The sequence below is a fragment of the Lysobacter sp. P5_B12 genome (genome assembly GCF_056400425.1).
Window position 1 is genome coordinate 1 of sequence record NZ_JBFULG010000011.1, and the last position, 25,965, is coordinate 25,965.

Below are 25,965 nucleotides of genomic sequence, written 5' to 3' on the forward strand. Positions count from 1 at the left end.
GCTGCTGGACCAGGGCCAGGCGGGCGACAACGCGGGCCTGCTGCTGCGCGGCACCAAGCGCGACGACGTCGAGCGCGGCCAGGTGCTGGCCAAGCCCGGTTCGATCACCCCGCACACCACGTTCGAAGCCGAGGTGTACGTGCTGTCGAAGGACGAAGGCGGCCGCCACACGCCGTTCTTCAAGGGCTACCGCCCGCAGTTCTACTTCCGCACGACCGACATCACGGGCGCCGTGACCCTGCCGGAAGGCGTGGAAATGGTCATGCCGGGCGACAACATCAAGATGGTGGTCGAGCTGATCAACCCGGTCGCGATGGACGATGGCCTGCGCTTCGCGATCCGCGAAGGCGGCCGTACGGTCGGCGCCGGCGTCGTGGCGAAGATCCTCAAGTAATAAGTCTGTGATTTTCCGGGGGAATGGGTTGCCATTCCCCCTGGAGACCCACTAGAATGCAAGACCCTCGCGGCCTGCCTTGAACGGAAGGCTGCAGGGACCAGCGAACTGAGGGGCAGGATGCACCTCGTTTTCGCCAGACAGGGATATGTCGCGCGGTGGTGCTCCGCCCGTTCCGAAGATTTTCGGGACACACATGGCGGGGCCGCTTGCGCGTTCTAGATTCCGTCTGGGCGGACCGGGTAACCGGCCCGCCCTTGATTTTGCAGGACGCACCCCGTTCCAAAGCACCCCGTTTCAAAGAAACCCGGGGCCGGCACACCAGAGGCCGACCTCCCGCTCTTTCCAGAGGAATACCCGTCATGGCGGACCAGAAGATCCGGATTCGGCTGAAGGCATTCGATCATCGCCTGATCGATCGCTCGGCCAGCGAGATCGTCGAGACGGCCAAGCGGACCGGCGCGCAAGTGCGCGGCCCGATCCCGCTGCCGACCAAGCTCGAGCGCTACACCATTCTTACCTCGCCGCACGCCGACAAGGACGCGCGCGACCAGTACGAAACCCGCACGCACAAGCGCGTGCTCGATATCGTCGACCCGAACGACAAGACCGTGGACGCGCTGATGAAGCTCGAACTCGCGGCTGGCGTCGACGTGCAAATCAAGCTGACCTGAGGCCCGCCACCATGACCGCGAAGAAGCATTCGTTGGGCATCGTCGGCCGCAAGGCCGGCATGAGCCGCGTGTTTACCGAAGATGGCAAGTCCATCCCGGTGACCCTGATCGAAGCCACCCCCAACCGCATCACCCAGGTGAAGACGGTCGAGACCGACGGCTACAGCGCCGTGCAGGTCACCGTCGGCGTCAAGCGCGCCGCCCTGGTGAACAAGCCGGCCGCCGGCCACCTCGCGAAGGCGAAGGTGGAATCCGGTCGCGGCCTGTGGGAACTGCGCGTGGCCGACGACAAGATCTCCGACTTCCAGGTGGGCGGCGAAATTCGCGCCGACATCTTCGAAGTCGGCCAGGCCGTCGACGTGCAGGGCATCACCAAGGGCAAGGGCTTCCAGGGCACGATCAAGCGCTGGAACTTCACCATGGGCGACGCGACGCACGGCAACTCGCTGTCGCATCGTTCGCCGGGTTCGATCGGCCAGCGCCAGACGCCGGGCCGCGTGTTCCCGGGCAAGAAGATGTCGGGCCACATGGGCGCCGAGCAGCAGACGACGCAGAACCTGCGCGTGGTCAAGGTCGACGCCGAGCGCGGCCTGATCGCCGTGCGCGGTGCCGTGCCGGGTGCGCCGGGCGGCGACGTCATCGTGCGTCCGACGAGCAAGGGAGTCTGACGATGGAACTGTCCATCAATAACAGCAAGAACACGCTGTCCGTTTCGGACGCCGTGTTCGGTCGCGAATTCTCCGAGGACCTGGTCCACCAGGTCGTCGTCGCCTACCGCAACGCGGGCCGCGCCGGCACCAAGGCGCAGAAGACGCGTTCGGAAGTCAACGGCACCACGAAGAAGTCGAAGAAGCAGAAGGGCGGCGGTGCGCGTCATGGCGCGCTGACGGCTCCGATCTTCGTCGGCGGCGGCGTGACGTTCGCGGCCAAGCCGCGCAGCTTCGCGCAGAAGGTCAACCGCAAGATGTACCGCGCGGCGATCGCCGCGATCCTGTCGGAACTCAACCGCCAGGGCCGCATCACCGTCGTCGAATCCTTCGACCTCGACGGTCCGAAGACCAAGGGCCTGATGTCCAAGCTCAAGGATCTGTCGGTCGGTCGTCGTCCGCTGATCGTGACCGAGGATGCGTCGGAATCGCTGTACCTGTCCGCGCGCAACCTGCCGTATGTCGAAGTGCGCGACGTGCAGGGTCTCGACCCGGTCGCCCTCGTCGGCGCCGATTCGGTCGTGATGACGGCCGATGCGGTCAAGAAGATCGAGGAGTGGCTGGCATGAGCGCGATCACCAACAACGTGTACGAAGTAATCCGCGCGCCGCGCGTGTCCGAAAAGACCGCGCGCCTGCAGGAAGTGTCGAATCAGTACGTCTTCGAAGTCGCGAAGACCGCCACCAAGGCTGACATCAAGGTTGCGGTCGAGCAGATTTTCGACGTCAAGGTCGAAGCGGTGAACGTGGTGAACGTGAAGGGCAAGAACAAGTCCTTCAAGTTTCGCCAGGGCAAGCGCGGCGATTGGCGCAAGGCGTACGTCAAGCTGGCCGAAGGCCAGTCGATCGACGTGATGATGGCCAAGGCCTGAGGACAGACCCATGGCATTGATGACTTTCAAGCCCACTTCCCCCGGTCGCCGTTCGGCGGTCCGTGTCGTGACGCCGGACCTCCACAAGGGTGCTCCGTTCGCCGCGCTGGTCGAGAAGAAGAGCAACACCGGCGGCCGTAACCACCACGGTCGCATCACCACCCGCCACATCGGCGGTGGCCACAAGCAGCATTACCGCATCATCGACTTCAAGCGCGACAAGGAAGGCATTCCGGCGCGCGTGGAGCGGATCGAATACGATCCCAACCGCACCGCGCACATCGCGCTGCTGTGCTACGTCGATGGCGAGCGTCGCTACATCATCGCCCCCAAGGGCCTGAAGAGCGGCGACCAGGTGATCGCGGGCCGCGACGCCCCGATCAAGGTCGGCAACACGCTGCCCCTGCGCAACATCCCCGTCGGCTCCACGGTGCATTGCATCGAGATGAAGCCCGGCAAGGGTGCGCAGCTCGCCCGCGCCGCAGGCGCCGGCGTGCAGCTGATCGCCCGCGAATCCGGTTACGCCACCCTGCGTCTTCGCTCCGGCGAAATGCGCAAGGTGCCGGCCGAATGCCGCGCGACGATCGGCGAAGTCGGCAACGTCGAGCACAACCTCGAGAAGCTGGGCAAGGCCGGTGCGAAGCGTTGGCGCGGCATCAAGCCGACCGTTCGCGGCGCCGCCATGAACCCGGTCGACCACCCGCACGGTGGTGGCGAGGCGAAGGCTGGCCAGGGCAACCCGCATCCGGTCACCCCGTGGGGTGTCCCGACCAAGGGTTACAAGACGCGCAAGAACAAGCGCACCACGCAATTCATCGTGCGCGATCGCAGGGGTTAATCGGCCATGGCACGTTCACTGAAGAAGGGTCCGTTCGTCGACCACCACCTGATGAAGAAGGTGGAGACCGCGGGCAACAACAAGAAGCCGATCAAGACCTGGTCGCGTCGTTCGATGGTCATGCCGGAAATGGTCGGCTTCACCATCGCCGTGCACAACGGCAAGAACCACATCCCGGTCCTGGTCAACGAAAACATGGTTGGCCACAAGCTTGGCGAATTCGCACTGACCCGGACGTTCAAGGGTCATGGCGGCGACAAGAAGAGCGGGAAGTAAGGAGATGACCATGGAAGCGAAAGCCATCCTGCGCTCTGCGCGCATCTCCGCGCAGAAGGCCCGCCTGGTCGCAGACCAGGTGCGCGGCCTCTCGGCCGAGCGTGCCGTCAACCTGCTGAAGTTCTCCGACAAGAAGGCCGCCGGCATGATCCGCAAGGTCGTCGAATCGGCGATCGCCAACGCGGAGAACAACCAGGGCGCCGACGTCGACGACCTGCGCGTCACCTCCATCATGGTCGACGAAGGTCCCACGCTGAAGCGCTTCATGGCGCGTGCGAAGGGCCGCGGCACCCGGATCCTCAAGCGCACCAGCCACATCACCGTGGTTGTCGGTGCCGGCAAGTAAGGCGGAGATAAGACGATGGGTCATAAAGTTCATCCGACCGGTATCCGCCTGGGCATCGCCAAGGACTGGAACTCCAAGTGGTATGCCGGCAAGAAGCATTACGCCGACTACCTGATCGCGGACCTCAAGGTCCGCGACATGCTGCGCAAGAAGCTCGCGCAGGCCGGTATTTCGAAAATCCTGATCGAGCGTCCGGCGCAGAACGCGCGCGTGACGATCCACACCGCCCGCCCGGGCGTGGTGATCGGCAAGCGTGGCGAGGACATCGAAAAGCTGCGGAAGGAAGTCAGCGACCTGATGGGCGTTCCGGCGCACATCAACGTCACCGAAGTCCGCAAGCCCGAACTCGATGCGCAGCTGGTCGCCGAATCGATCGCGCAGCAGCTCGAGCGCCGCATCATGTTCCGCCGTGCGATGAAGCGCGCGGTCGGCAACGCGATGCGCCTCGGTGCCCTGGGCATCAAGGTCAACGTCGCAGGCCGCCTCAACGGTGCGGAAATCGCGCGTTCGGAGTGGTACCGCGAAGGTCGCGTGCCGCTGCACACGCTGCGCGCCGACATCGACTACGGCTTCGCCGAAGCGAAGACGACCTACGGGATCATCGGTATCAAGGTGTGGGTCTACAAGGGTGAAGTGTTCGACTTCAGCCAGGTCGGCCAGGAAAAGCAGGACGACACGCCGCGCGCCGAGCGTGGTGAGCGCGGCGATCGCGCCGACCGTCCGCGTGGTCCGCGCCGTGAGCGCGAGGCGAGGGATTAATCATGTTGCAACCCAAGCGAACCAAATACCGCAAGATGCACAAGGGCCGTAACGACAGCCTGAGCTGGAGCGGCAATGCCGTTTCGTTCGGCGAGTTCGGCCTGAAGTCCACGGCTTTCGGCCAGCTCACCGCGCGCCAGATCGAAGCGGCCCGCCGCTCGATCAGCCGCTACGTGAAGCGCGGCGGCAAGATGTGGATCCGTGTGTACCCCGACAAGCCGATCACCAAGAAGCCCATCGAAGTTCGAATGGGTTCCGGTAAGGGCAACGTCGAATACTGGGTCGCGCAGATCCAGCCGGGTCGCATGATTTACGAGATCGAAGGCGTCAGCGAAGAAGTCGCACGCGAGGCGTTCCGCCTGGCCGCGGCCAAGCTGTCGGTCACCACCACTTTCGTTACCCGGACGGTGCGCTGATGGAACTCAAGAACCTGCGTCAGAAGAACGCCGGCGAACTGAAGGCCCACCTCGTGGACCTGCAGAAGGAGCAGTTCGCGCTCCGCATGCAGAAAGCCACGGGCCAGCTGCCCCCGGCCAAGACCCATGAAGCCCGCCGTGTCCGCCGCGAAATCGCGCGCGTGAACATGCTGCTCGGCGACGTGGCAAAGAAGTAAGGACTCGACGATGAACGAGAATGCCAAGAAGCTGCACACGGTCGATGGCCGCGTCGTCAGCAACAAGATGGACAAGACCATCACCGTGCTCGTCGAGCGCCAGGTCAAGCATGCGTTGTACGGCAAGTACATCCGCCGCTCGACCAAGCTGCACGCGCATGACGCCGAGAACGCCTGCAAGGAAGGCGACCTCGTGCGCATCGCCGAGTGCGCGCCGATGTCGAAGACCAAGAACTGGCGTGTCGTCGAAATTCTGACGCGCGCAGCCGAGTAAGGAAGGAGAGACAGCCATGATCCAGATGCAGAGCTATCTCGACGCCGCCGACAACTCGGGCGCGAAGGAACTGATGTGCATCAAGGTGCTTGGTGGTTCCAAGCGCCGCTATGCCCACATCGGCGACATCATCAAGGTGACCGTCAAGGACGCGATCCCGCGCGGCAAGGTCAAGAAGGGCGACGTCTACGACGCCGTCGTGGTCCGTACCCGCAAGGGTGTGCGCCGCGCCGACGGTTCGCTGATCCGCTTCGACGGCAACGCCGCGGTGTTGCTCAACAACAAGCATGAGCCGATCGGCACGCGCATCTTCGGGCCCGTGACCCGCGAACTGCGTTCCGAGAAGTTCATGAAGATCGTCTCGCTCGCGCCCGAAGTGCTCTGAGCGAAGGAACCCATATGAACCGTATCCGCAAGGGCGACCAGGTGGTCGTCATCTCCGGCAAGGACAAGGGCAAGCGTGGTGACGTGGTGCGCGTGGCCGGCGACAAGGTCGTCGTGTCCAACATCAACGTCATCAAGCGCCACACCAAGCCGAACCCGCAGCTCGGCCAGGCCGGCGGCGTGATCGAGCGCGAAGCGCCGATCCACATTTCGAACGTCATGCTGTTCAACCCTGCCTCCGGCAAGGGCGAGCGCATCGGCTTCAAGGTCCTGGAGGATGGACGCAAACTGCGTGTGTTCCGCTCCAGTGGTGAATCGATCGACGGCTGATCGCCGTCCGAGGAAATGTCATGACCCGGCTTGAAAAGATTTACAAGGAAGACGTGGTGCCGAAGCTGATGAAGCAGTTCGGCTACACCAATCCGATGCAAGTGCCGAAGCTCGTCAAGGTCACGCTCAACATGGGCGTGGGCGAGGCGGCGGCGAACAAGAAGATCCTCGAGAACGCGGTGGCCGACATGGCCAAGATCTCCGGCCAGAAGCCGTTGGTCACCAAGTCGCGCATCTCGGTGGCCTCGTTCAAGATCCGCGACGGCTGGCCGATCGGCTGCAAGGTCACCTTGCGCCGCGCCCGCATGTTCGAGTTCCTCGATCGCCTGATCAACATCTCGCTGCCGCGCGTCCGCGACTTCCGCGGCGTGTCGGGTCGTTCGTTCGACGGCCGCGGCAACTACAACATGGGCGTCAAGGAACAGATCATCTTCCCGGAGATCGATTTCGACCAGGTCGACGCCATGCGCGGCATGGACATCGCGATCACCACCACGGCGAAGACCGATGCTGAGGCCAAGGCCCTGCTCGAAGCCTTCCGCTTCCCGTTCCGCAACTAAGGGCACGACACCATGGCCAAGACCTCGATGGTCAACCGCGAAGTCAAGCGCGCCAAGCTGGCGAAGCAGCATGGTGCCAAGCGCGACGCGCTGAAGAAGATCATCTCCAGCACGACCGCTTCGTACGAAGAAAAGATGGAAGCCGTGGTCAAGCTGCAGAAGCTGCCGCGCGATTCCTCGGAAAGCCGCCAGCGCACGCGTTGCGCGATCACCGGCCGTCCGCGTGGCGTCTACAAGAAGTTCGGCCTGGCGCGCAACATGCTGCGCAAGGCGACGATGAACGGCGACGTCCCGGGCCTCCGCAAGGCGTCCTGGTAACAAGTTCCAAGTAGAAGTATTCGCATCCCGCGGATATCGGTGCACTCAAAGGTAATTTTCAATGAGCATGACTGATCCCATCGCCGACATGCTGATCCGCATCAAGAATGCGGCCGCCGTCGGCAAGCCGGCTGTTTCGATGCCGTCGTCCAAGATCAAGGTCGCGATCGCGAAGGTCCTCCAGGAAGAGGGCTACATCGCGTCGTCGCGCGTGACCAAGGACGGCGCCAAGTCGGTCCTCGAAATCGCGCTGAAGTACTACGAAGGCAAGCCGGTCATCGAACGCCTCCAGCGCGTGTCGAAGTCCAGCCTCCGCCAGTACCGCGGCAAGGACGCGCTGCCCAAGGTCCTCGGTGGCCTCGGTGTCGCGATCATCTCCACGTCCAAGGGCATCATGACCGACTCGCAGGCGCGCCAGCAGGGCGTCGGCGGTGAAGTCCTGTGCGTCGTGGCCTAAGGGAGTAACGACTATGTCGCGCGTCGCCAAGCAACCGATTGCCCTGGCCAAGGGCGTCGAAATGAACATCCAGGCCGAGAACGTGACCGTCAAGGGCCCGAAGGGCACCCTGTCGATCGCCAAGCCGGCCGGCGTCGAAGTCAAGGTCGAAGACGGCAATGCGCTGCTCTCGGCCAACGACCCGTCGCTCCTCCCGATGGCCGGCACGCTCCGCGCCATCCTCGCGAACATGGTGCAGGGCGTCAGCCAGGGCTTCGAGCGCAAGCTCGAGCTGGTCGGCGTCGGTTACCGTGCCGCGATGCAGGGCACGGACCTGAATCTCTCGCTGGGCTTTTCCCACCCGGTGCTGTTCAAGGCTCCCGAAGGCATCACCATCGCCACGCCGACGCAGACGGAAATCGTCGTGTCCGGCGCCGACAAGCAGCGCGTCGGCGAAGTGGCGGCGAAGATCCGCGGTTTCCGTCCGCCGGAACCGTACAAGGGCAAGGGCGTGAAGTACGCCGGCGAGAACATCATCCGCAAGGAAGCCAAGAAGGCCTAAGCGGCTTTCAGCTTTCGGAGACATACGCATGAACAAGAAACCCGCCCGCCTGCGCCGCGCCAAGTCGACGCGCGCGCACATCCGCGAACTCGGCGTGCCGCGCCTGTCGGTGCTGCGCACCGGCCAGCACCTGTACGCCCAGGTCTTCACCGCCGACGGCTCCAAGGTCCTGGCTTCGGCCTCGACCGTGCAGTCCGACGTCAAGGAAGGCCTGAAGAACGGCCGCAACGCCGACGCCGCCGCCAAGGTCGGCCGCATGATCGCCGAGAAGGCGAAGGCTGCCGGCGTCGAGAAGGTCGCGTTCGACCGCTCGGGCTACCGCTACCACGGCCGCATCAAGGCGCTCGCCGATGCAGCCCGCGAAGGCGGCCTGCAGTTCTAAGCAAGAAACTTTCAACCGTCGATACGGTCGGTATCGGACGCGGGCGGGAGTTCTCCCGTTCGCGGAACACCCGCGACACACCAACAACTCTAAGCGGCCAAGAGCCGTAAATTCCTTAACTACCGAGACAAGACAATGGCAGAACAACGTGAATCGCGGGGCCGCGATCGCAATCGCGATCGCGAGGAAGTCGATGACGGCATGATCGAGAAGCTGATCGCGGTCAATCGCGTCAGCAAGACGGTCAAGGGCGGTCGCCAGTTCACCTTCACCGCGCTGACGGTGGTGGGCGACGGCAACGGCAAGGTCGGCTTCGGTTACGGCAAGGCGCGCGAAGTGCCGGTCGCGATCCAGAAGTCGATGGAATACGCCCGCAAGAGCTTCATCCAGGTCGACCTCAACAACGGCACGCTCTGGCACGCCGTGAAGTCGGGCCACGGTGCCGCGCGCGTGTTCATGCAGCCGGCTTCCGAAGGTACCGGCGTGATCGCCGGCGGCGCGATGCGCGCCGTGCTCGAAGCGGTCGGCGTCAAGAACGTGCTGGCGAAGGCCGTCGGTTCGCGCAATCCGATCAACCTGGTGCGCGCCACGCTGCGCGGCCTGGGTGAGACGAGCTCGCCGAACAAGATCGCGGCCAAGCGCGGCAAGAAGGTCGAGGACTTGAACCATGGCTAAGACGCCCGCAAACACTGGCACCGTCAAGGTGCGCCTCGTCAAGGGCCTTCGCGGCACGCAGGCGCGTCATCGCCTGTCGGTGCGCGCCCTCGGCCTCAACAAGCTCAACGATGTGCGCGAGCTGAAGGACAGCCCGCAGGTGCGTGGCCTGATCACGCAGCTGCACTACCTCGTTCGCGTGGAGGATTGATCACATGCGTATGAATACCCTCAAGCCAGCCGACGGCGCCCGCCAGGAACGCACCCGCGTCGGTCGCGGCATCGGTTCGGGCCTCGGCAAGACCGCGGGCCGCGGCCACAAGGGCTCGTTCGCCCGTAGCGGCAAAGGCAAGATCAAGGCCGGCTTCGAAGGCGGCCAGATGCCGATGCAGCGTCGCCTGCCGAAGATCGGTTTCCGCAGCAAGCTGCTCAAGGACACGGCCGAAGTGCTGCTGTACCAGCTGGACAAGCTGGACGCCGGCACGATCGACATCGCCGCGCTGCGCGCCGCCAAGCTCATCCCGCAGGCCGCCCGCAAGGTGAAGGTCGTGAAGAAGGGCGAAGTGACCAAGAAGTTCGTGCTCCAGGGCCTGATGGCCACGGCCGGCGCGAAGGCCGCGATCGAAGCGGCCGGCGGCCAGGTCGGGGAGTAAGCGACGCATGGCGCGAGGCGCAGCTGCGAATCTCGGTGGCGGGCTCGGTAAATTCACCGAGCTCCGTCAGCGCCTGTTCTTCGTCCTCGGCGCGTTGATCGTCTACCGCATCGGGTGCTACATCCCGGTGCCGGGCGTCAACCCGCAGGCGATGATCCAGCTCATGGAGTCGCAGAAGGGCACCATCGTGGACATGTTCAACATGTTCTCCGGTGGCGCGCTCCAGCACTTCAGCCTGTTCGCCCTGAACGTCGTCCCGTACATCTCGGCCTCGATCGTCGTGCAGTTGATGACGCAGATCCTGCCGAGCTGGAAGGCGATGTCGAAGGAAGGCGAGTCCGGTCGCCGCAAGATCACGCAGTACTCGCGCATGGGCGCGGTGTTCCTCGCGATCGTGCAGGCCGGTTCGATCGCCTTCGCGCTGCAGCACCAGGTGGCTTCCGGCGGCATGCCGGTGGTCTACAACCCGGGCCCCGGGTTCGTGCTCACCGCGGTGGTTTCGCTGACCGCGGGCACGATGTTCCTGATGTGGCTGGGCGAGCAGGTCACCGAGCGGGGCATCGGCAACGGCGTTTCGCTGATCATCTTCGCCGGTATCGTCTCCGGCCTGCCGGGCGCGGTGCTCACCACGTTCGAACAGGCGCGCAACGGCGACATCACCGCGTTGCAGGTGATGGCGATCGCGGCCATCGTGCTGGCCTTCACCTTCCTCGTCGTGTTCGTCGAGCGCGGGCAGCGCCGGGTCACGGTCAACTACGCGCGTCGCCAGGGTGGCGGTCGCAACGCGTACATGAACCAGACCTCGTTCCTGCCGCTGAAGCTCAACATGTCGGGCGTGATCCCGCCGATCTTCGCCTCGAGCCTGATCATGTTCCCGGCCACGGCCTCCACCTGGTTCGGCCAGGCGGGGCAGGCCAACTGGCTCCAGCGCGCGGCACAGTCGCTGGCCCCGGGCGAGCCGCTGCACATGATCCTGTTCGCGGCCCTGATCATCGGCTTCGCGTTCTTCTACACGGCGCTGGTCTTCAACTCGCAGGAAACGGCCGACAACCTCAAGAAGTCGGGCGCGCTGATCCCGGGCATCCGCCCCGGCAAGGCGACCGCGGACTACATCGACGGCGTGCTGACGCGCCTGACCGGTGCGGGTGCGGCCTACCTGGTGCTGGTTTGCTTGCTTCCTGAAGTGATGCGCACGAAAATCGGCGCCTCCTTCTACTTCGGCGGCACCTCGCTGCTGATCGTGGTCGTGGTGGTGATGGACTTCATGGCGCAGATCCAGGCGCACCTGACGTCCCACCAGTACGAGAGCCTGCTGAAGAAGGCGAACCTCAAGGGTTCGCGCGGCCTGACCGGCCGTTGATCGAAACACACCGCGGCACCGGCCCAGCCGGTTCCGCACCCCGACCCGGGTTTCGCCCGGGTCGACCAGGGCGACTCGCGCGGCGGTCTCGTGCGCGGGTGGGTCCGGACCAGACCGCGCGCCGGAGTAGCGCGCGGGGCAAGGGCAGGGCGGGGTTCGCCGCGTTGCCCGAGCAGTCCGGAATCCGTCGCCGGAGCATGGGCACACTCCCCATGCCGGGTTCAGGGCCGTTTGGCCCGGGACTTCCAAGTTCCACGAGACCACGCTAAACTTTCATGTTCCCTTGCCGGGTCGAACACGTCCGGCGGCCATCAGTTTTGGAGATCGCGTCATGGCGCGTATTGCGGGCGTCAACCTGCCTGCCCAGAAGCATGTCTGGGTCGGGCTTCAAAGCATCTACGGCATCGGCCGTACCCGTTCGAAGAAGGTCTGCACCGCTGCGGGCGTTGCTTCGAACATCAAGATCCGCGACCTGTCCGAACCCGATGTCGAGCGCCTGCGCGCGGAAGTCGGCAAGTACGTGGTCGAAGGCGACCTGCGTCGTGAAGTCGGCATGGCCATCAAGCGTCTGATGGACCTGGCGTGCTACCGCGGCCTGCGTCACCGCCGTGGTCTCCCGCTGCGTGGCCAGCGCACCCGGACCAACGCACGCACCCGCAAGGGTCCGCGCAAGGCCATCAAGAAGTAAGGAACCCACACCATGGCCAAGCCGGCAGCTGCCGCAAAAACGAAGAAGAAGATCAAGCGCGTCGTCACCGACGGCGTTGCGCACGTCCACGCTTCGTTCAACAACACCATCGTCACGATCACCGACCGCCAGGGCAACGCGCTGTCGTGGGCGACTTCGGGCGGCGCGGGCTTCCGCGGTTCGCGCAAGTCCACGCCCTTCGCCGCCCAGGTCGCCGCCGAAAAGGCGGGCCGTGCTGCGCTCGACTACGGCGTCAAGTCGCTCGAAGTCCGCATCAAGGGACCGGGTCCGGGTCGTGAAAGCGCCGTGCGTTCGTTGAACAACGTCGGCTACAAGATCACCAACATCATCGACGTGACGCCCATCCCGCACAACGGGTGCCGTCCGCCGAAAAAGCGCCGCGTCTGAGGAGCTGAAGAAAAATGGCTCGTTATATTGGTCCCACCTGTAAGCTCGCCCGTCGCGAAGGCGCCGATCTCGGCCTGAAGTCGCCGGCGCGCGCGCTCGATTCCAAGTGCAAGCTGGAGCAGAAGCCCGGCCAGCACGGCGCCACCGCCCGCAAGGGCAAGCTGTCCGACTATGCGACCCAGCTGCGCGAAAAGCAGAAGGTCAAGCGCATCTACGGCCTGCTGGAGCGTCAGTTCCGCAACTACTACAAGAAGGCGTCCACCAAGAAGGGCAACACGGGTGAAAACCTGCTGCAGCTCCTCGAGACGCGCCTGGACAACGTCGTCTATCGCATGGGCTTCGCCGTCACCCGCCCGGCCGCGCGCCAGCTGGTTTCGCACCGCGGCGTCACGGTCAACGGCAAGCCGGTGAACCTGCCGTCGTTCGCCGTCAAGGCCGGCGACGCGATCGCGCTCTCCGAGCGCGCGCAGAAGCAGCTTCGCGTGCAGGAATCGGTCACCGTCGCGCAGCAGATGGATCTGTCGCCGGCGTGGGTCGAAGTCGACGCCAAGAAGTTCGCCGGCGTGTTCAAGGCCGTGCCGGACCGTGCCGAATTGCCTGCTGACATCAACGAAGCGCTGATCGTCGAGTTGTATTCGAAGTAACGGTTCGCAGCTGCACCAGGCATGCGACCAGACGTGGTCGCGTGCCGCCCTATTGGAGACGTTACAACATGACGGTTACCGCAAACCAAGTCTTGCGCCCCCGCGGTCCGCAGATCGAGCGTATCGCAGAAAACCGCGCCAAGGTCGTGATCGAACCGCTGGAACGCGGCTACGGCCACACGCTCGGCAACGCACTGCGCCGCGTGCTGCTGTCCTCGATCCCCGGCTTCGCGATCACGGAAGTCGAGATCGACGGCGTGCTGCATGAGTACACCACCGTCGAAGGCCTGCAGGAGGACGTGCTCGAGGTGTTGTTGAACCTCAAGGACGTCGCGATCCGCATGCACACCGGCGATTCGGCCACCCTGAGCCTCGCGAAGCAGGGCCCGGGCGTCGTCACCGCCGGCGACATCAAGGTCGACCACAACGTCGAGATCCTGAATCCGGCGCACGTGATCGCGCACCTCACCAAGGACACGGCGCTCAACATGCGCCTGAAGATCGAGCGTGGGTTCGGCTACCAGCCGGCCGCCGCCCGTCGTCGTCCGGACGAAGAGACCCGCGCGATCGGCCGCCTGATGCTGGATGCCTCGTTCTCGCCGGTCCGCCGCGTCGCGTACGCAGTGGAAGCTGCGCGCGTCGAACAGCGCACCGACCTGGACAAGCTGGTCCTGGACATCGAGACCAACGGCACGATCGACGCCGAGGAAGCCGTGCGCACCGCCGCCGACATCCTCAGCGACCAGTTGTCGGTGTTCGGCGATTTCACCCACCGCGACCGCGGTGCGGCGAAGCCGCAGGCCAGCGGCGTGGATCCGGTGCTGTTGCGCCCGATCGACGACCTCGAGTTGACGGTGCGTTCGGCCAACTGCCTCAAGGCCGAGAGCATTTACTACATCGGCGACCTGATCCAGAAGACGGAAGTCGAGCTGCTCAAGACGCCGAACCTCGGGAAGAAGTCGCTCACCGAGATCAAGGAAGTCCTCGCCCAGCGCGGCCTTTCGCTCGGCATGAAGCTGGAAAACTGGCCGCCGGCCGGCATCGCCTCGCACGGGATGATGGGCTAAGCAGCATCGATGCCTGCGCGGTTTTCCGCGCAGGCATTTGTCGTAATCAGCAACATCCGACGCGGTCATAACCGCGCGGCGCGCCGCCCACGGAGGGTCGGCCAGGGCCAGCGTAGCCCGAGCGTCAACGCCAGGATGGCGACAGCGAAGTCCAACGACCCAAGATTCCAAAGGAAACCAACCCATGCGCCACCAGAAAGCCGGACGCAAGTTCAGCCGCACCAGCGCCCATCGCGATGCGATGTTCAGCAACATGGCCGCCTCGCTGTTCAAGCACGAATTGATCCGTACCACGCTGCCGAAGGCGAAGGAACTTCGCCGCGTCGCCGAGCCGCTCATCACGCTCGCGAAGATCGACGGCGTCGCCAACCGCCGCCTTGCCTTCTCGCGCCTGCGCGACAAGGAAGCGGTCGGCAATCTCTTCACCATCCTCGGTCCGCGCTACGCCACCCGTCCGGGCGGCTACCTGCGCATCCTCAAGTGCGGCTTCCGCGCCGGCGACAACGCGCCGATGGCGTATGTCGAACTGGTGGACCGTCCCGAGGCGGCCACCGAGTAATCGGTCGCCCCATGCGAGACCCGAAACCCCGGCCCGGTGCCGGGGTTTCTTTTTTGGTGCACGCGGGACGCTCGCCACTTCCCATCGGGCGCAAGCTCAGCCACGCTTGCCGCATGAACGACACCGCCGCCGCTTCCGCCTTCCGCCTCCGTTTCCTGCTCGGGTTCGTCGCATGCGCGGCGCTGATCGGGTTCGCGCTGTTCTCGCAAACGCATTGGCACCTCAACCCGTGCCCGCTGTGCATCTTCCAGCGCATCGCGTTTGCCGCGCTGGGCCTGGCATTCCTGATGGGTGGTCTCATCGCGCCGCGCGGCACCACGGGCCGCCGCATCCTCGGCGTGATCGCATTGATTCCCGCACTCGCAGGCGTCGGTATCGCGGCACGCCACGTTTGGCTCACGCATCTTCCGCCGGACCAGGTGCCCGCCTGCGGCCCGCCGCTGGAATTCATGATGGACGCCAGCCCCTTCGCCGACGTCGTCCGCCAGGTGCTCACAGGCTCGGGCGAATGCGCCAAGGTCGATTGGCACTTGTTCGGCATGTCGATGCCGGCGTGGTCGCTGCTGTGGTTCGTGCTGCTGACGGGCCTGATTGCGATGAGCGCATTCCGCCGCCGCTGAACGGTGCAATCCGCCGGTTGCGGGCGATCCGCCGCCGGCCCATGATGCGACGACGCACTGCACCATTTGGCGTCGCCCCATGGCAAATACCGATCGCTCGCTGCATCCCGTGAACCTTCCCGCCGACTGGGCGCCCGACAGCTGGCGCGCGCGCCCGGCGACGCAGATGCCCGTGTATCCGGATGCGGACGCGTTGCAGGACGCGCTGCGCGAACTGCGCGGCCTGCCGCCGCTCGTCACCTCGTGGGAAATCATCGCGCTCAAGCAGCACCTGGCCGAGGCGCAGGAAGGCAAGCGCTTCCTGTTGCAGGGCGGCGACTGCGCTGAGAGTTTCTCCGAATGCAATTCGGACGTGATCTCCAATCGCCTGAAGGTGCTGCTGCAGATGAGCCTCGTGCTCGTGCACGGCTTGCGCCTGCCGGTCGTGCGCGTCGGTCGTTTCGCGGGCCAGTACGCCAAGCCGCGCTCGACCGATGACGAAACACGCGACGGCGTGACGCTCCCGAGCTATCGCGGCGACATCGTCAACGCGCCCGGCTTCACCGCCGCCGAACGTTTGCCCGATCCACGCCGCATGATCAAAGCGCATGCGCGCTCGGCGATGACGATGAATTTCGTACGCGCGCTGATCGACGGCGGCTTCGCCGATCTCCACCATCCCGAATACTGGGATCTGCGCTGGGTTGGCCACTCGCCGCTCGCCGACGAATACCACCGCATGGTGGCGAGCATCGGCGATGCCGTGCGCTTCATGGAAACGCTGTCCGGTTCGCAGGTGCACAACCTCAACCGCGTCGACTTCTACACCGCGCACGAAGCGCTGTTGCTTCCCTACGAAGAAGCGCAGACACGCCAGGTGCCGCGCCAGTGGGGTTGGTTCAACCTCAGCACGCACTTCCCGTGGATCGGCATGCGCACGGCCGCGCTGGACGGCGCGCATGTCGAATACTTCCGCGGCATCCGCAATCCGGTCGCGGTGAAGATCGGACCGAGCACGACGCCAGATGGTTTGATGAAACTGATCGACGTGCTGAACCCGGAAGACGAACCCGGCCGCCTGACGCTCGTGCATCGCATGGGCGCCACGCAGATCGGCGGCAAGTTGCCGGCGCTGCTCGACGTCGTCCGTCGCGAAGGCCGCCGCGTCCTCTGGGTCTGCGATCCGATGCACGGCAACACCGAAAGCACGGCCAATGGTTACAAGACGCGCCGCTTCGGCAACATCCGCAACGAGTTGGAGCAGGCCTTCGAACTGCACGCCGTCGCCGGTACGCGCCTGGGTGGCGTGCACCTGGAGCTGACGGGCGAAGACGTCACCGAATGCCTCGGCGGTGCGCGCGAGCTCACCGAAAGCGATCTGGTGCGCGCGTATCGCTCGACGGTCGATCCACGCCTGAACTACGAACAGGCCCTGGAAACCGCGATGCTGATCGTGCGCAAGCAGGCGCAATTGATGGCACCGGTGCACGCGTGAGGCGCGCGTCGATCGCCATCGCCGCGGCGACTTTCGCGGCGAGCGCATTCGCGGCCAACCCGACCGTCGAAACGCAGGATAGCGGCGTGGCCGTTCGACTGCGTGGTATCTCCGCGGTGGACGCCAACATCGCCTGGGCGAGCGGGCGCGAAGGCACCGTGCTGCGCACCATCGATGGCGGCGCGCATTGGACCAACGTGTCGGTGCCCGAAGCGAAGGCGCTCGATTTCCGCGACGTCGAAGGCTTCGACGCGAACACCGCCATCGTGCTGAGCATCGGGCCCGGCGATCAGTCGCGTGTCTATCGCACGCAGGACGCAGGCAAATCGTGGAAGCTCACGCTGAAGAACGACGACGAGCGCGCGTTCTTCGATTGCATGGTGTTCGAAGGACAGAGCGGTTGGATGCTCGGCGATCCAGTCGACGGGCGTTACCAGGTGCGCGAAACGCGCGACGGCGGACGCACGTGGGCGTTGCAGGCGAAGGGCCCGCAAGCCTTGCCGGATGAAGCCGCGTTCGCGGCGAGCGGAACCTGCATCGCGCGCGGTGCGAAGGGTGCGTTGTACATCGCGGGCGGTGGCGCCGCTTCGCGCATCCAGTCTTCGCGCGCGGACGCAACCGCGTGGGCGCCGCTTCCCACCGACATGCCGCACCGCGTGCCCGCGGCGGGCATCTTCTCCATCAGCAATACCGTCGGACCGCGCGCATTGATCGTCGGCGGCGACTTCGAACACGAAACGCAAGGCAGCGCGGCATTCCTCGACCAGGGCGCGGAGGGACTGGCCGTCAGGATGCTGCCGCCGCCGCCCGGCTATCGCTCGGGCGCGGCGTGCTTCTCCGTCTCGCTGTGCATCGCCGTGGGCCCGACCGGCATGGAGGCGATCGACGCGCCGCCCGGCGGCGCGCAGGCCACCTGGCGGCCGCTGTCGAAGACCGGCTACGACGCGATCGACCGCGCCGGCATGACCGCCTGGGCGAGCGGCGACAAAGGCCGCATCGTGCGCATCACTTTTGCGTCGAAGCAGCCGCAGGCATCGTCGCCGTCGAATCCGTAGCCGGCGCCGTCGTCCACACCGGCATCGCGCTCGCCTTCGACGAGGGCAACGCCGTTTTCCCCAACACCACCGTCGAAAGGAAAGTCGGCGCACGCCGCAACTTGCTGCGCTGCTCGTACGCGTAACCGACCGACAGCAGCTTCGATTCGCTCCACGCCGGCCCGATGAACACCACGCCGATCGGCAAGCCGTGGCTTTCGCCCATCGGCACCGTCAGGCTCGGATAACCCGCCACCGCGGCGACGCCGTAACCGGCACCGACGAAGTGATCGCCGAGCACCTGGTCGGTCGGCCACGCCGGCGACATCGCCGGTGCAATCAGCACATCGACGTTCGCGTTCTTGAGTGCCGCGTCGATCCCCTCCGGGCCTGCGAGGCGACGCGCCGTCGCCTTCGCTTCCAGGTACGCCGGATCGCCGAGCGACCCCTTGGCGTTCGCCTTCTCGAAGATTTCCTGGCCGAAGTAGGGCATCTCTTCGGCGACATGCTGGTTGTTGAATTCGATCAGCTGCGCGAGCGTCTTCGGTGCGACCTCGTGCTTCTGCAGGTAGTTCTCCACGCCGGCCTTGAACTCGAACAGCAACACTTCGAATTCCGGATCGTCCCACTTGCCCTTGGTCGCGATGTCCGCGTCGACGACCTGCGCGCCCGCCGATTTCAGCGTGGCGACGACGCGTTCCATCGCCGCATCGACATCCGGATGCCAGCCCATTTCCTTGCGCAGGATGCCCACGCGCAGGCCTTGCAGCGCATTGGCATCAAGCCGCTTTTCATAATCGAACACCGCCTTGCCGACGCTGTTTGCCGTCGCCGCGTCGCCGTCGTCGCGACCGACCATCGCGGACAACATCGCCGCCGCATCCGACACCGTGCGCGTCATCGGCCCCGCGGTGTCCTGGCTGCTCGAGATGGGAATGATGCCGTCGCGGCTCACCAGGCCCACTGTCGGCTTCAACCCGACCAGGCCGGCGACCGACGCCGGGCAGATGATGCTGCCGTCGGTTTCGGTTCCGACGCCGACGACGGCGAGGTTCGCCGCGATCGCCGTGCCGGTGCCTGCGCTGGAACCGCAGGGATTGCGATCCAGTGCGTAGGGGTTCTTCGTCTGACCGCCGCGGCCGCTCCAGCCCGAGCTCGCGCGCGTGGAGCGGAAGTTGGCCCACTCGCTGAGGTTGGTCTTGCCCAGGATCACCGCACCGGCGGCGCGCAGGCGTTGCACGAGGAATGCGTCGCGGGACGGCTTGTTGTTCGCAAGCGCGAGCGAGCCACCGGAGTTCACCATCGGCACCGCGTCGATGTTGTCCTTCAGCAACACGGGCATGCCGTGCATCGGGCCGCGCACCTTGCCGGTCTTGCGTTCGGCGTCGAGCGCATCGGCTTCGGCGAGCGCCCTGGGATTGAGTTCGATCACCGAATTGAGCGTCGGGCCCGCCTTGTCGATCGCCGCGATCCGATCGAGGTAGGCCTGCGTCAGCGCGTGGCTCGTCAAATCGCCCTTCGCCATGCGTTGTTGCAGGCCGGCGATGTCGGCCTCGTCGAAGGCGAAGGCGGGCACCGTCGATGCAGCCGGCGTACCGGGTTTCGTCGGCGTCGGTGCAGCTATTTTTTCGGCGGCATCGCGGGGCTGGCAGCCCGTGGCCGCGAGGAGGGCGAGGGCGAGCAAGGCAAGGCGCATGGCAAGGTCCCCTGGGCGGCGGCGTGCCGCGAAGGCGGAGCATCGCGCGGCGGCGGGCGACCCGCAACCGGAAGCGGAGCGGCGGCCCGTTAGCTCAGGGCCGAGTTGCGCGGCGGGTCACACCTTCGAGGATGGGAATCCGAAGGATGCGATCGCGGGCCGAACCTTTGTGACCCGCACGACGCGCGCCGTGCGCCCACACTGCACGATCGGACTTCCAACGCGCGCCGAGCCAGCAAAAATTGGCGTAATACCGGGGATTGGTCTGTCGACGCTGATGGATGAAGGGTCGGGCCTGCCCGAAGAGCCAAGCGATTGTCGTTCCGTACGCTTCGCGCAGCAGGCGTTCGCTGTAGACGCCATTGCGAATGCCGATTGCGACGCCTTCCCATACATTCAACGCGCGGGTCAGGGCGGCAGCTTCGTCATTGGGAAGGTCGAGCCGGCCGAGACGTTCAAGGGCGTCGGGTGTTGTCGTCCGAATCAGGCGAATGGCAACACGCAAATTCTGAATCTCGTGTTCCCGGAAATCCTTGTCGAAGTCGAGCGTGTTCTTTGCGCGTGCAAGGTGACGTTGCGAACGCAAGCTGATGACGGCCACGACGGTACCCACGAACAGCAGTGGGACCGTTGGATTGTCGGAGAGAAATTCGATTGGCATGGCAATAAAAAAAGGCAGCCGGCGGAGGCTGCCTTTTGGCGGTTGGGCTTTTGGCGTCAGTTGATGCCGAAGTCGTGTTCGCGCATCGCGTCTCTCCCGTTTGTGTGTGTGGGATCGAAACTATTTCCAAGTCCACACACCGTCAATCGCATTCGATCGCTTCGAGACGTTTCACCACGGAGAATCGCCGCTCTCACTTCCGCCGCTTCAACAAATCGCGCGCCAACACCCAAACCACGATCACGTTGATCGCAAGCACGATCACCGACGCCCATCCCGGATGGCCGATCAACTCATGGATTTCGAAAGGCAGGTAGATCGACGCGGCGAGGCAGCCGAGCAACGAGGCCCACGCCTTGTCGCGCCACAGGCCCCAGGCTTCGACCAGGTGCAGCACGCCATAGAGGCAAACCGCCGCGGCGGCGAAGTGCACCGAATGCGGATTGATCGCGTTGGCGAGCCACGCCATCGCGCCGTGGTCGGGTTCCAGTTGGAAGCGCGTGATCAGCTCGTGCACCCAGCGCTTGAGCGGGATGGGGCCGATCAGTTCCAGGCCGCTCGCCGCCGACAGCGCGAGCAGACCCTTGATGCCTTCGATCACCGCGATGGCCCGCAGGCCCGGATGGGCCCGCGGGTCGTGCACGTAGACCCTTGAGCGCTCCGCTTCCATGCGCGGCGCCGGCTCGTGCATCACGCAGCGCGCGAAGCGCGCTTGCGATCGGTTTCCGTGCGCGACTTCTTGCGCAGGCGAATCGCCTTGGGCGTGATCTCGACGAGTTCGTCGTCGTCGATGAATTCCAGCGCCTGCTCGAGCGAGAACTTGATCGCCGGGATCAGGCCTTCGTCGTCGTCCTTGCCGGACGCGCGGAAGTTGGTCAGCTGCTTGCCGCGCAGCGCGTTGACCGTCAGGTCGTTGTCCTTGGAATGGATGCCGACGATCTGGCCTTCGTAGATCTCCTCGCCCGGTTCGATGAACAGGCGGCCGCGTTCCTGCATCGCCATCTGCGCGTACGCAGGCGACGGGCCGGTGCCGTTGGAGATCAGCACGCCGTTCTGGCGCTGGCCGATCTGGCCTTCGGCCTTCGGGCCGTAATGGTCGAAGACGTGGAAGAGCATGCCGGTGCCGGCGGTGATCGTGCGGAACTCGGTCTGGAAACCGATCAGCCCGCGCGCGGGGATCAGGTAGTCCAGGCGCACGCGGCCCTTGCCGTCGGGTTCCATGTTCTGCAGCAGCGCCTTGCGCTCGCCGAGGCGACCCATCACGCCGCCCTGGAATTGTTCTTCCATGTCGACGACGAGCGATTCGAACGGTTCGGACACCACGCCATCGATGGTCTTGATGATCACTTCCGGGCGCGAGACCGCGAGCTCGTAGCCTTCGCGACGCATGTTCTCGATCAGGATCGACAGGTGCAGTTCGCCGCGGCCGCTGACCTTGAACTTGTCGGCGTCGCTCGTGTCCTCGACCTTCAGCGCGACGTTGTGCTGCGTCTCGCGCGTGAGCCGGTCGCGCAACTGGCGCGAGGTGAGGAACTTGCCGCCGCTGCGGTCCTTCACGCCGGCGAAGGGCGAGTCGTTGACCTGGAAGGTCATCGAAATCGTGGGTTCGTCGACGGTGAGCACCGGCAGTTGTTCGACGGCCATGGGGTCGCACAGCGTGTCGGAGATGCCGAGGCCTTCGATGCCGGAGAAGGCGATGATGTCGCCGGCCTGCGCTTCGGGCACTTCCACGCGTTCGAGGCCCATGAAGCCGAGCACCTGCACCACCTTGCCGTTGCGCGTCTTGCCGTCGCGGTCGATGACGGTGACCTGCTGGTTGGTCTTGACCTTGCCGCGCTGGATGCGGCCCACGCCGATGATGCCGACGTAGTTGTTGTAGTCCAGCGAAGTCACGCGCATCTGGAACGGGCCGTCCGGATCGACCGGCGGCGCGGGCACGTGGTTGCAGATCGCTTCGAACAGCGGGGTCATGTCGCCGTCGCGCACGCTCTCGTCCATGCCGGCATAGCCCTGCAGGCCGGAAGCGTAGACGGTGGTGAAGTCGAGCTGGTCGTCGGTGGCGCCGAGGCGATCGAACAGGTCGAAGGTCTGGTCGAGCACCCAGCTGGCGCGCGCGCCCGGGCGGTCGACCTTGTTGACCACGACGATGGGCTTGAAGCCCATCGCGAAGGCCTTCTGCGTCACGAAGCGCGTCTGCGGCATCGGGCCGTCCATCGCGTCGACGAGGATGAGCACCGAGTCGACCATCGACAGCACGCGTTCCACTTCGCCGCCGAAGTCGGCGTGCCCGGGCGTGTCGACGATGTTGATGCGCCACACCTCGCCCGTGGTCGGGTTGGTCCAGCGGATCGCGGTGTTCTTCGAAAGGATCGTGATGCCGCGTTCCTTTTCCAGATCGTTGCTGTCCATCACGCGGTCCGGGACCACGGCGCGCTCGCTGAGGGTGCCGGACTGCTTGAGCAGCTGGTCGACGAGGGTGGTCTTGCCATGGTCGACGTGGGCGACGATGGCGATGTTGCGGAGGCGTTCGACGGAAGCGGACATGATGAATGCGCGCCGGGGGCGGCGCGGGGCGGCTTGAGAGAGCCGGCGAGTATACCCGTAGGCGGGGTCCAAACACTGACTGGAGTATCCTCGGCGGCTTTCCCGCAGGAGCCCCGCAATGTCCCTGGTCGCCGTTTTCGAAACCGCCCGTGGCCCCATCCGCATCGAGCTGGCCCCCGACAAGGCCCCGCTGACGGTCGCCAACTTCGTGAATCTCGCCAAACGCGGCTTCTACGACGGGCTCGACTTCCACCGCGTGATCGCCGATTTCATGGTCCAGGGCGGCTGTCCCGAGGGCTCCGGCCGTGGCGGCCCGGGCTATCGCTTCGAGGATGAGATCGGCAATGGCCTGCGCCACGACCGCGGCGTGCTCTCCATGGCCAATGCCGGCCCGAACACCAACGGCAGCCAGTTCTTCATCACGCACGTCCCGACCCCCTGGCTCGACGGCAAGCACACCGTCTTCGGAAAGGTGATCGAGGGGATGGACGTGGTCGACGCCGTGAAGCAGGGCGACAAGATCGAGCGCGTGCGCATCGAAGGCGACGCCGACGCGGCGCTGGCGGCGAAGGCCGACCGCGTGGCGGAGTGGAACAAGATCCTCGCCGCCTGAGGTTCCGCTAACCCTCCCAGCGCAAGGTGTCGAACATCCTCGACACCTTCGCCCCATCGCGCGGGAAGTAGTACTCGCGCGGTGCGATGAAGATCGCCAGGGCCAGGCCCTTGTCGTGTTCGAACATCGCGACGAGGCCCTGGTACTGCAGGCCTTCGGCCGTCTGCAGGTCCACGTCGAAGCGCAGGCCCTGGTGCGTGCCGAATGTCGCCGGCCGCAGGTTGCTCGGCGTCACCCCGACGAAGCCTGCACTGAGCAGTCCGTCCGCGACCAGGTCGCGCAGCTCATCCTCGCGCATGCCCTTGTGATAGTAGGGCGCGTCCGGCCGGCGCTTGCTCTCGCGCTGCCCGAGGAAGATGTAGTCGCCGTCCTTCACCGTGTGGATCAGGTAGAGCATGTTCAGCAGCTCGCCATCGATCGTCCACAGCTGCGAACGATTGGTCGTGGCGCGCGTCCACTCCATTTCACTGTTGAGCACGAGCTTGCCGGCGCGCACTTCGCCCGGCGTGACGAGCCGGCTCGTGCTGCTGCCGCTGGCGCAGGCGGCGAGCAGCAATGCGACCGCGGCCGCGACGAACGCGTTGCGGATCCATCCCATGCGATGCATCAGTGCGTGCCTCCGAGTTTGTCGAGCGCGCGCTGCACGAAGGCGCGATCGTCGGCCTTCGGCGCGTTCTGCAGATAGGTCTCCAATGCCGCGCGTGCTTCGGCGTTGCGGCCTTGTTGCGCCAGGGCATAACCGTGTTCGCGCCATGCGCCGACCGGCGCGCCGGGCAGGGTGATCGCGCTTGCGTAGAGTTGCGCGGCCTTCGCGTCGTCGCCGGGGCGGTCGTGGCGTCGATAGGCCTCGCCCAGGTAGAACGTCAGCATGCCCTTGTCTTCCTGCGGCGCGTCGTCCAGCAATTCCTGGATGACCAGTTGCGAACTGGCGTAGCGACGCTGCGCGAGTTCGGCGACCAACCAGTTCTCGAGGAACGGACGGGTGGCGTGCCGGTACTGTTCCTTGTTGCGGGTGCTCGGCGGATTCGGCACCGACGCGGCGGCGGCGCGCACGTCGGCCAGTCGCTCCTCGGTGGCCGGGTGCGAAGCGAACACCGTGCTGCGGCTGATGTACTTCAGCGTGTTTTCCTCGCGCAGCATGCGCGCCCAGACGTCCGCGCCGGCGCGCGGATCCCAGCCCTGCGCGACGACCGCCTCGAAACCGAGCTTGTCGGCCTCGCGTTCCATGTCGCGGCTGAACTTGAAGATCGTCGCGTAGATGCCGAGCGAACCGAACATCGCGGTGTTCGGAAACCCCGCGCCGTAAGCGAGTACCTGGAAGGCGCTGAGGAAGGCGCTGGTGTCCTTCATGCGCCGCCATTGCCGCAGCGTGTGCTGCGCGCGGAAGTGGCCGGCCTCGTGGCCGAGAACGAAGGCGAGTTCGGCTTCGTCTCGCATGCGCAGCAACGCGCCGGTCCACACGATCATCGTGCCGTTGGGCGCCATGCTCGCGTTGAAGGCGGGCACGTTCATGATGTAGACGCGCAGGTCCTTGCAGTAACCGGCCGATGCACGACAGGCGACGTCGGTGACGTAGGCGTTGAGCGCCGGATCGCGCACGCGCATCGGCGAGCGCTGGAGTTCTTCCTCCGACTTCTCCATCGCGTACCACAGCTCGTCTTCATCGGTGCCCGCCACGGGGCGCGAACCCGGTTCGTTCTTGCGCATCGGCTGCTGCGTGGCGCAGCCGGCGAGCACGGCGAACAGGGCGGCCGCGATGAACGCTTTCGCAGACCGGCGCCTCATCGATGGATGTCCCTGAGCAGGTCGCCCGCGGTTTCCCGCGCGCCGGCCTCGTCGCGCAGGTCGCCGGTCTGGTCGACCAGCAGGTTGTGCCAGACCACCTGGCCGGTGCGCAGGTCGACCAGCGAGGCCAGGCCCATCTGCTGGCCCCCGCCGATGTCGCCGCCGAGCAGGAGGAAGCCGATGACGCGCATCGCCGCGCGCCCGCCGCTGGTGTAGCTGTCGCGCACGTAGGTGAACAGCGCGTAGTCCGCGCCGGTGGCTTCGCGCAGCGTCGAAACGCCGGGGCCGAGGGTCCAGTCGAACTTGTCGTGCTTGTTGCGCAGCGTGCCCGGCCGCCCGTAGTTGAGGATGCTGATCGACACCGCCTGGTTCAGCAGGTACAGCTGCCGCAGCCGGGTTTCGGGGCCGGCGTCCTTGGGCAGGTAGAAATCGGGCTTCAGGGTGAAGCCGACCGCTTCCAGGCGCTGGCGCGCGGCATCGGGGAAGTTCTTGCGCGCCGCCTCGGTCCACGCCTTGCGGGGTTCGGCCATGCCGCCGGCGCCGACGGCGTAGAGCTCGATGTCCGGTTCCACCAGGACCACGGTGGTGCCCGAGAGGACCACCGGTTTGCCGCCCGCGTCCTCGACCTGCCGGACCTGCGTCGACATGCACCCCGGCAGGGCCGCGAGGATCAGGAGGAACAGACCGGAAACGATGGAAAACCTGCGCGCCACTGGCCGGTGCACTGCGGCCGACAGCATCCCCTGTGCTAGCATTTCCGGCTTCCTTGAAGAGGTTTTCG

Annotated in this window: 39 protein-coding genes; 32 read left to right on the top strand and 7 right to left on the bottom strand. The window is 65.5% G+C overall.

What is annotated here, in order from left to right; genetic code table 11:
- From AC1DOM_RS14875 to AC1DOM_RS15025, 31 genes are all read left to right on the top strand, one after another.
- The coding region (locus tag AC1DOM_RS14875) for an EF-Tu C-terminal domain-related protein (RefSeq protein ID WP_498964665.1) at positions 1–394 on the top strand (394 nt) is incomplete at its 5' end.
- A 362-nt stretch (positions 395–756) separates the two neighbouring features.
- On the top strand, positions 757–1,068 hold the full coding sequence (gene rpsJ, locus AC1DOM_RS14880; protein ID WP_036167766.1) for a 30S ribosomal protein S10: 312 nt from the start codon (positions 757–759) through the stop codon (positions 1,066–1,068).
- Between the two features lie 11 nt (positions 1,069–1,079).
- Positions 1,080–1,736: a 50S ribosomal protein L3 gene (gene rplC / locus AC1DOM_RS14885; RefSeq protein WP_498964667.1), complete on the top strand. Its 657-nt coding sequence runs from the start codon at positions 1,080–1,082 to the stop codon at positions 1,734–1,736.
- Positions 1,737–1,738: 2 nt separating this feature from the next.
- Positions 1,739–2,344 carry a 50S ribosomal protein L4 gene (gene rplD / locus AC1DOM_RS14890; RefSeq protein ID WP_498964668.1) on the top strand — a complete coding sequence of 202 codons (606 nt, stop codon included), beginning with the start codon at positions 1,739–1,741 and terminating at the stop codon, positions 2,342–2,344.
- Positions 2,341–2,646 (top strand): 50S ribosomal protein L23, encoded by a 306-nt coding sequence (rplW, locus tag AC1DOM_RS14895; RefSeq protein ID WP_498964670.1) that lies wholly within the window; start codon positions 2,341–2,343, stop codon positions 2,644–2,646. Before rplD ends, rplW begins: the two co-directional genes overlap by 4 nt.
- Before the next feature lie 10 nt (positions 2,647–2,656).
- Positions 2,657–3,484: a 50S ribosomal protein L2 gene (gene rplB, locus AC1DOM_RS14900; RefSeq protein WP_498964672.1), complete on the top strand. Its 828-nt coding sequence runs from the start codon at positions 2,657–2,659 to the stop codon at positions 3,482–3,484.
- Positions 3,485–3,490: 6 nt separating this feature from the next.
- On the top strand, positions 3,491–3,760 hold the full coding sequence (rpsS, locus tag AC1DOM_RS14905) for a 30S ribosomal protein S19 (RefSeq protein ID WP_036167751.1): 270 nt from the start codon (positions 3,491–3,493) through the stop codon (positions 3,758–3,760).
- 10 nt (positions 3,761–3,770) lie between these two features.
- Positions 3,771–4,106, top strand: a complete 336-nt coding sequence (gene rplV, locus AC1DOM_RS14910; protein WP_498964674.1) for a 50S ribosomal protein L22 — start codon at positions 3,771–3,773, stop codon at positions 4,104–4,106.
- A 15-nt stretch (positions 4,107–4,121) separates the two neighbouring features.
- Positions 4,122–4,865 (top strand): 30S ribosomal protein S3, encoded by a 744-nt coding sequence (rpsC, locus tag AC1DOM_RS14915; protein ID WP_036167748.1) that lies wholly within the window; start codon positions 4,122–4,124, stop codon positions 4,863–4,865.
- Positions 4,866–4,867: 2 nt separating this feature from the next.
- Positions 4,868–5,281 carry a 50S ribosomal protein L16 gene (rplP, locus tag AC1DOM_RS14920; RefSeq protein ID WP_156641288.1) on the top strand — a complete coding sequence of 138 codons (414 nt, stop codon included), beginning with the start codon at positions 4,868–4,870 and terminating at the stop codon, positions 5,279–5,281.
- On the top strand, positions 5,281–5,478 hold the full coding sequence (gene rpmC, locus AC1DOM_RS14925; protein WP_498964679.1) for a 50S ribosomal protein L29: 198 nt from the start codon (positions 5,281–5,283) through the stop codon (positions 5,476–5,478). Before rplP ends, rpmC begins: the two co-directional genes overlap by 1 nt.
- A gap of 10 nt (positions 5,479–5,488) precedes the next feature.
- Positions 5,489–5,752, top strand: coding sequence for a 30S ribosomal protein S17 (gene rpsQ / locus AC1DOM_RS14930; protein WP_498964681.1), 264 nt, complete (start codon positions 5,489–5,491; stop codon positions 5,750–5,752).
- A 16-nt stretch (positions 5,753–5,768) separates the two neighbouring features.
- Positions 5,769–6,137, top strand: coding sequence for a 50S ribosomal protein L14 (gene rplN / locus AC1DOM_RS14935; protein WP_036167737.1), 369 nt, complete (start codon positions 5,769–5,771; stop codon positions 6,135–6,137).
- A 14-nt stretch (positions 6,138–6,151) separates the two neighbouring features.
- A complete protein-coding gene (gene rplX, locus AC1DOM_RS14940) occupies positions 6,152–6,466 on the top strand; it encodes a 50S ribosomal protein L24 (RefSeq protein ID WP_498964684.1) in 315 nt (104 codons plus the stop codon).
- A 20-nt stretch (positions 6,467–6,486) separates the two neighbouring features.
- Positions 6,487–7,026: a 50S ribosomal protein L5 gene (gene rplE, locus AC1DOM_RS14945; protein ID WP_498964686.1), complete on the top strand. Its 540-nt coding sequence runs from the start codon at positions 6,487–6,489 to the stop codon at positions 7,024–7,026.
- Positions 7,027–7,038: 12 nt separating this feature from the next.
- Positions 7,039–7,344 (top strand): 30S ribosomal protein S14, encoded by a 306-nt coding sequence (gene rpsN, locus AC1DOM_RS14950; protein ID WP_498964688.1) that lies wholly within the window; start codon positions 7,039–7,041, stop codon positions 7,342–7,344.
- Between the two features lie 61 nt (positions 7,345–7,405).
- On the top strand, positions 7,406–7,801 hold the full coding sequence (gene rpsH / locus AC1DOM_RS14955) for a 30S ribosomal protein S8 (protein ID WP_498964690.1): 396 nt from the start codon (positions 7,406–7,408) through the stop codon (positions 7,799–7,801).
- A 13-nt stretch (positions 7,802–7,814) separates the two neighbouring features.
- Positions 7,815–8,342, top strand: a complete 528-nt coding sequence (gene rplF / locus AC1DOM_RS14960; RefSeq protein ID WP_498964692.1) for a 50S ribosomal protein L6 — start codon at positions 7,815–7,817, stop codon at positions 8,340–8,342.
- Between the two features lie 28 nt (positions 8,343–8,370).
- Positions 8,371–8,724: a 50S ribosomal protein L18 gene (gene rplR / locus AC1DOM_RS14965; RefSeq protein ID WP_498964694.1), complete on the top strand. Its 354-nt coding sequence runs from the start codon at positions 8,371–8,373 to the stop codon at positions 8,722–8,724.
- 135 nt (positions 8,725–8,859) lie between these two features.
- Positions 8,860–9,399: a 30S ribosomal protein S5 gene (gene rpsE, locus AC1DOM_RS14970; protein ID WP_498964696.1), complete on the top strand. Its 540-nt coding sequence runs from the start codon at positions 8,860–8,862 to the stop codon at positions 9,397–9,399.
- A complete protein-coding gene (rpmD, locus tag AC1DOM_RS14975; protein ID WP_498964698.1) occupies positions 9,392–9,589 on the top strand; it encodes a 50S ribosomal protein L30 in 198 nt (65 codons plus the stop codon). Before rpsE ends, rpmD begins: the two co-directional genes overlap by 8 nt.
- Positions 9,590–9,593: 4 nt before the next feature.
- Entirely contained in the window at positions 9,594–10,031 is a 438-nt protein-coding gene (gene rplO, locus AC1DOM_RS14980) for a 50S ribosomal protein L15 (RefSeq protein ID WP_498964700.1), read from the top strand.
- 7 nt (positions 10,032–10,038) lie between these two features.
- Entirely contained in the window at positions 10,039–11,391 is a 1,353-nt protein-coding gene (gene secY / locus AC1DOM_RS14985; protein WP_498964702.1) for a preprotein translocase subunit SecY, read from the top strand.
- A 331-nt stretch (positions 11,392–11,722) separates the two neighbouring features.
- Positions 11,723–12,079, top strand: a complete 357-nt coding sequence (rpsM, locus tag AC1DOM_RS14990) for a 30S ribosomal protein S13 (RefSeq protein ID WP_498964704.1) — start codon at positions 11,723–11,725, stop codon at positions 12,077–12,079.
- Between the two features lie 12 nt (positions 12,080–12,091).
- Entirely contained in the window at positions 12,092–12,487 is a 396-nt protein-coding gene (gene rpsK, locus AC1DOM_RS14995; protein WP_036167714.1) for a 30S ribosomal protein S11, read from the top strand.
- Between the two features lie 14 nt (positions 12,488–12,501).
- Complete coding sequence (gene rpsD, locus AC1DOM_RS15000) at positions 12,502–13,131, top strand: 30S ribosomal protein S4 (protein WP_498964706.1); 630 nt, start codon at positions 12,502–12,504, stop codon at positions 13,129–13,131.
- Positions 13,132–13,199: 68 nt separating this feature from the next.
- Positions 13,200–14,198 carry a DNA-directed RNA polymerase subunit alpha gene (locus AC1DOM_RS15005; protein ID WP_498964709.1) on the top strand — a complete coding sequence of 333 codons (999 nt, stop codon included), beginning with the start codon at positions 13,200–13,202 and terminating at the stop codon, positions 14,196–14,198.
- Positions 14,199–14,382: 184 nt separating this feature from the next.
- Entirely contained in the window at positions 14,383–14,757 is a 375-nt protein-coding gene (rplQ, locus tag AC1DOM_RS15010; RefSeq protein ID WP_498964711.1) for a 50S ribosomal protein L17, read from the top strand.
- A gap of 113 nt (positions 14,758–14,870) precedes the next feature.
- Entirely contained in the window at positions 14,871–15,377 is a 507-nt protein-coding gene (locus AC1DOM_RS15015) for a disulfide bond formation protein B (protein WP_498964713.1), read from the top strand.
- Positions 15,378–15,456: 79 nt separating this feature from the next.
- Entirely contained in the window at positions 15,457–16,851 is a 1,395-nt protein-coding gene (locus tag AC1DOM_RS15020; RefSeq protein ID WP_498964715.1) for a class II 3-deoxy-7-phosphoheptulonate synthase, read from the top strand.
- Positions 16,848–17,906 (top strand): WD40/YVTN/BNR-like repeat-containing protein, encoded by a 1,059-nt coding sequence (locus AC1DOM_RS15025; protein ID WP_498964717.1) that lies wholly within the window; start codon positions 16,848–16,850, stop codon positions 17,904–17,906. The genes AC1DOM_RS15020 and AC1DOM_RS15025 overlap by 4 nt, the downstream gene beginning before the upstream one ends.
- On the opposite strand, the gene AC1DOM_RS15030 is transcribed toward AC1DOM_RS15025, so the two are convergent.
- The 4 genes from AC1DOM_RS15030 to typA form a co-directional block, all read right to left on the bottom strand.
- A complete protein-coding gene (locus tag AC1DOM_RS15030) occupies positions 17,857–19,581 on the bottom strand; it encodes an amidase (RefSeq protein WP_498964718.1) in 1,725 nt (574 codons plus the stop codon). The genes AC1DOM_RS15025 and AC1DOM_RS15030 overlap by 50 nt on opposite strands.
- A 94-nt stretch (positions 19,582–19,675) precedes the next feature.
- A complete protein-coding gene (locus AC1DOM_RS15035) occupies positions 19,676–20,242 on the bottom strand; it encodes a DUF4760 domain-containing protein (RefSeq protein ID WP_498964720.1) in 567 nt (188 codons plus the stop codon).
- A 193-nt stretch (positions 20,243–20,435) separates the two neighbouring features.
- Positions 20,436–20,912 carry a DUF2127 domain-containing protein gene (locus tag AC1DOM_RS15040; RefSeq protein ID WP_498964722.1) on the bottom strand — a complete coding sequence of 159 codons (477 nt, stop codon included), beginning with the start codon at positions 20,910–20,912 and terminating at the stop codon, positions 20,436–20,438.
- Between the two features lie 20 nt (positions 20,913–20,932).
- Positions 20,933–22,786, bottom strand: coding sequence for a translational GTPase TypA (gene typA / locus AC1DOM_RS15045; RefSeq protein WP_498964724.1), 1,854 nt, complete (start codon positions 22,784–22,786; stop codon positions 20,933–20,935).
- Between the two features lie 118 nt (positions 22,787–22,904).
- Between typA and AC1DOM_RS15050 the strand changes: the two genes are divergently transcribed.
- Positions 22,905–23,399, top strand: coding sequence for a peptidylprolyl isomerase (locus AC1DOM_RS15050; RefSeq protein WP_498964726.1), 495 nt, complete (start codon positions 22,905–22,907; stop codon positions 23,397–23,399).
- A gap of 7 nt (positions 23,400–23,406) precedes the next feature.
- On the opposite strand, the gene AC1DOM_RS15055 is transcribed toward AC1DOM_RS15050, so the two are convergent.
- The 3 genes from AC1DOM_RS15055 to AC1DOM_RS15065 are packed head-to-tail and all read right to left on the bottom strand — an operon-like array spanning position 23,407 to position 25,939.
- A complete protein-coding gene (locus AC1DOM_RS15055) occupies positions 23,407–24,006 on the bottom strand; it encodes a hypothetical protein (RefSeq protein ID WP_498964728.1) in 600 nt (199 codons plus the stop codon).
- Positions 24,006–25,184, bottom strand: a complete 1,179-nt coding sequence (locus tag AC1DOM_RS15060; RefSeq protein WP_498964730.1) for a M48 family metalloprotease — start codon at positions 25,182–25,184, stop codon at positions 24,006–24,008. The genes AC1DOM_RS15055 and AC1DOM_RS15060 overlap by 1 nt, the downstream gene beginning before the upstream one ends.
- Complete coding sequence (locus AC1DOM_RS15065; RefSeq protein WP_498964733.1) at positions 25,181–25,939, bottom strand: hypothetical protein; 759 nt, start codon at positions 25,937–25,939, stop codon at positions 25,181–25,183. The genes AC1DOM_RS15060 and AC1DOM_RS15065 overlap by 4 nt, the downstream gene beginning before the upstream one ends.
- Positions 25,940–25,965 lie beyond the last annotated feature (26 nt).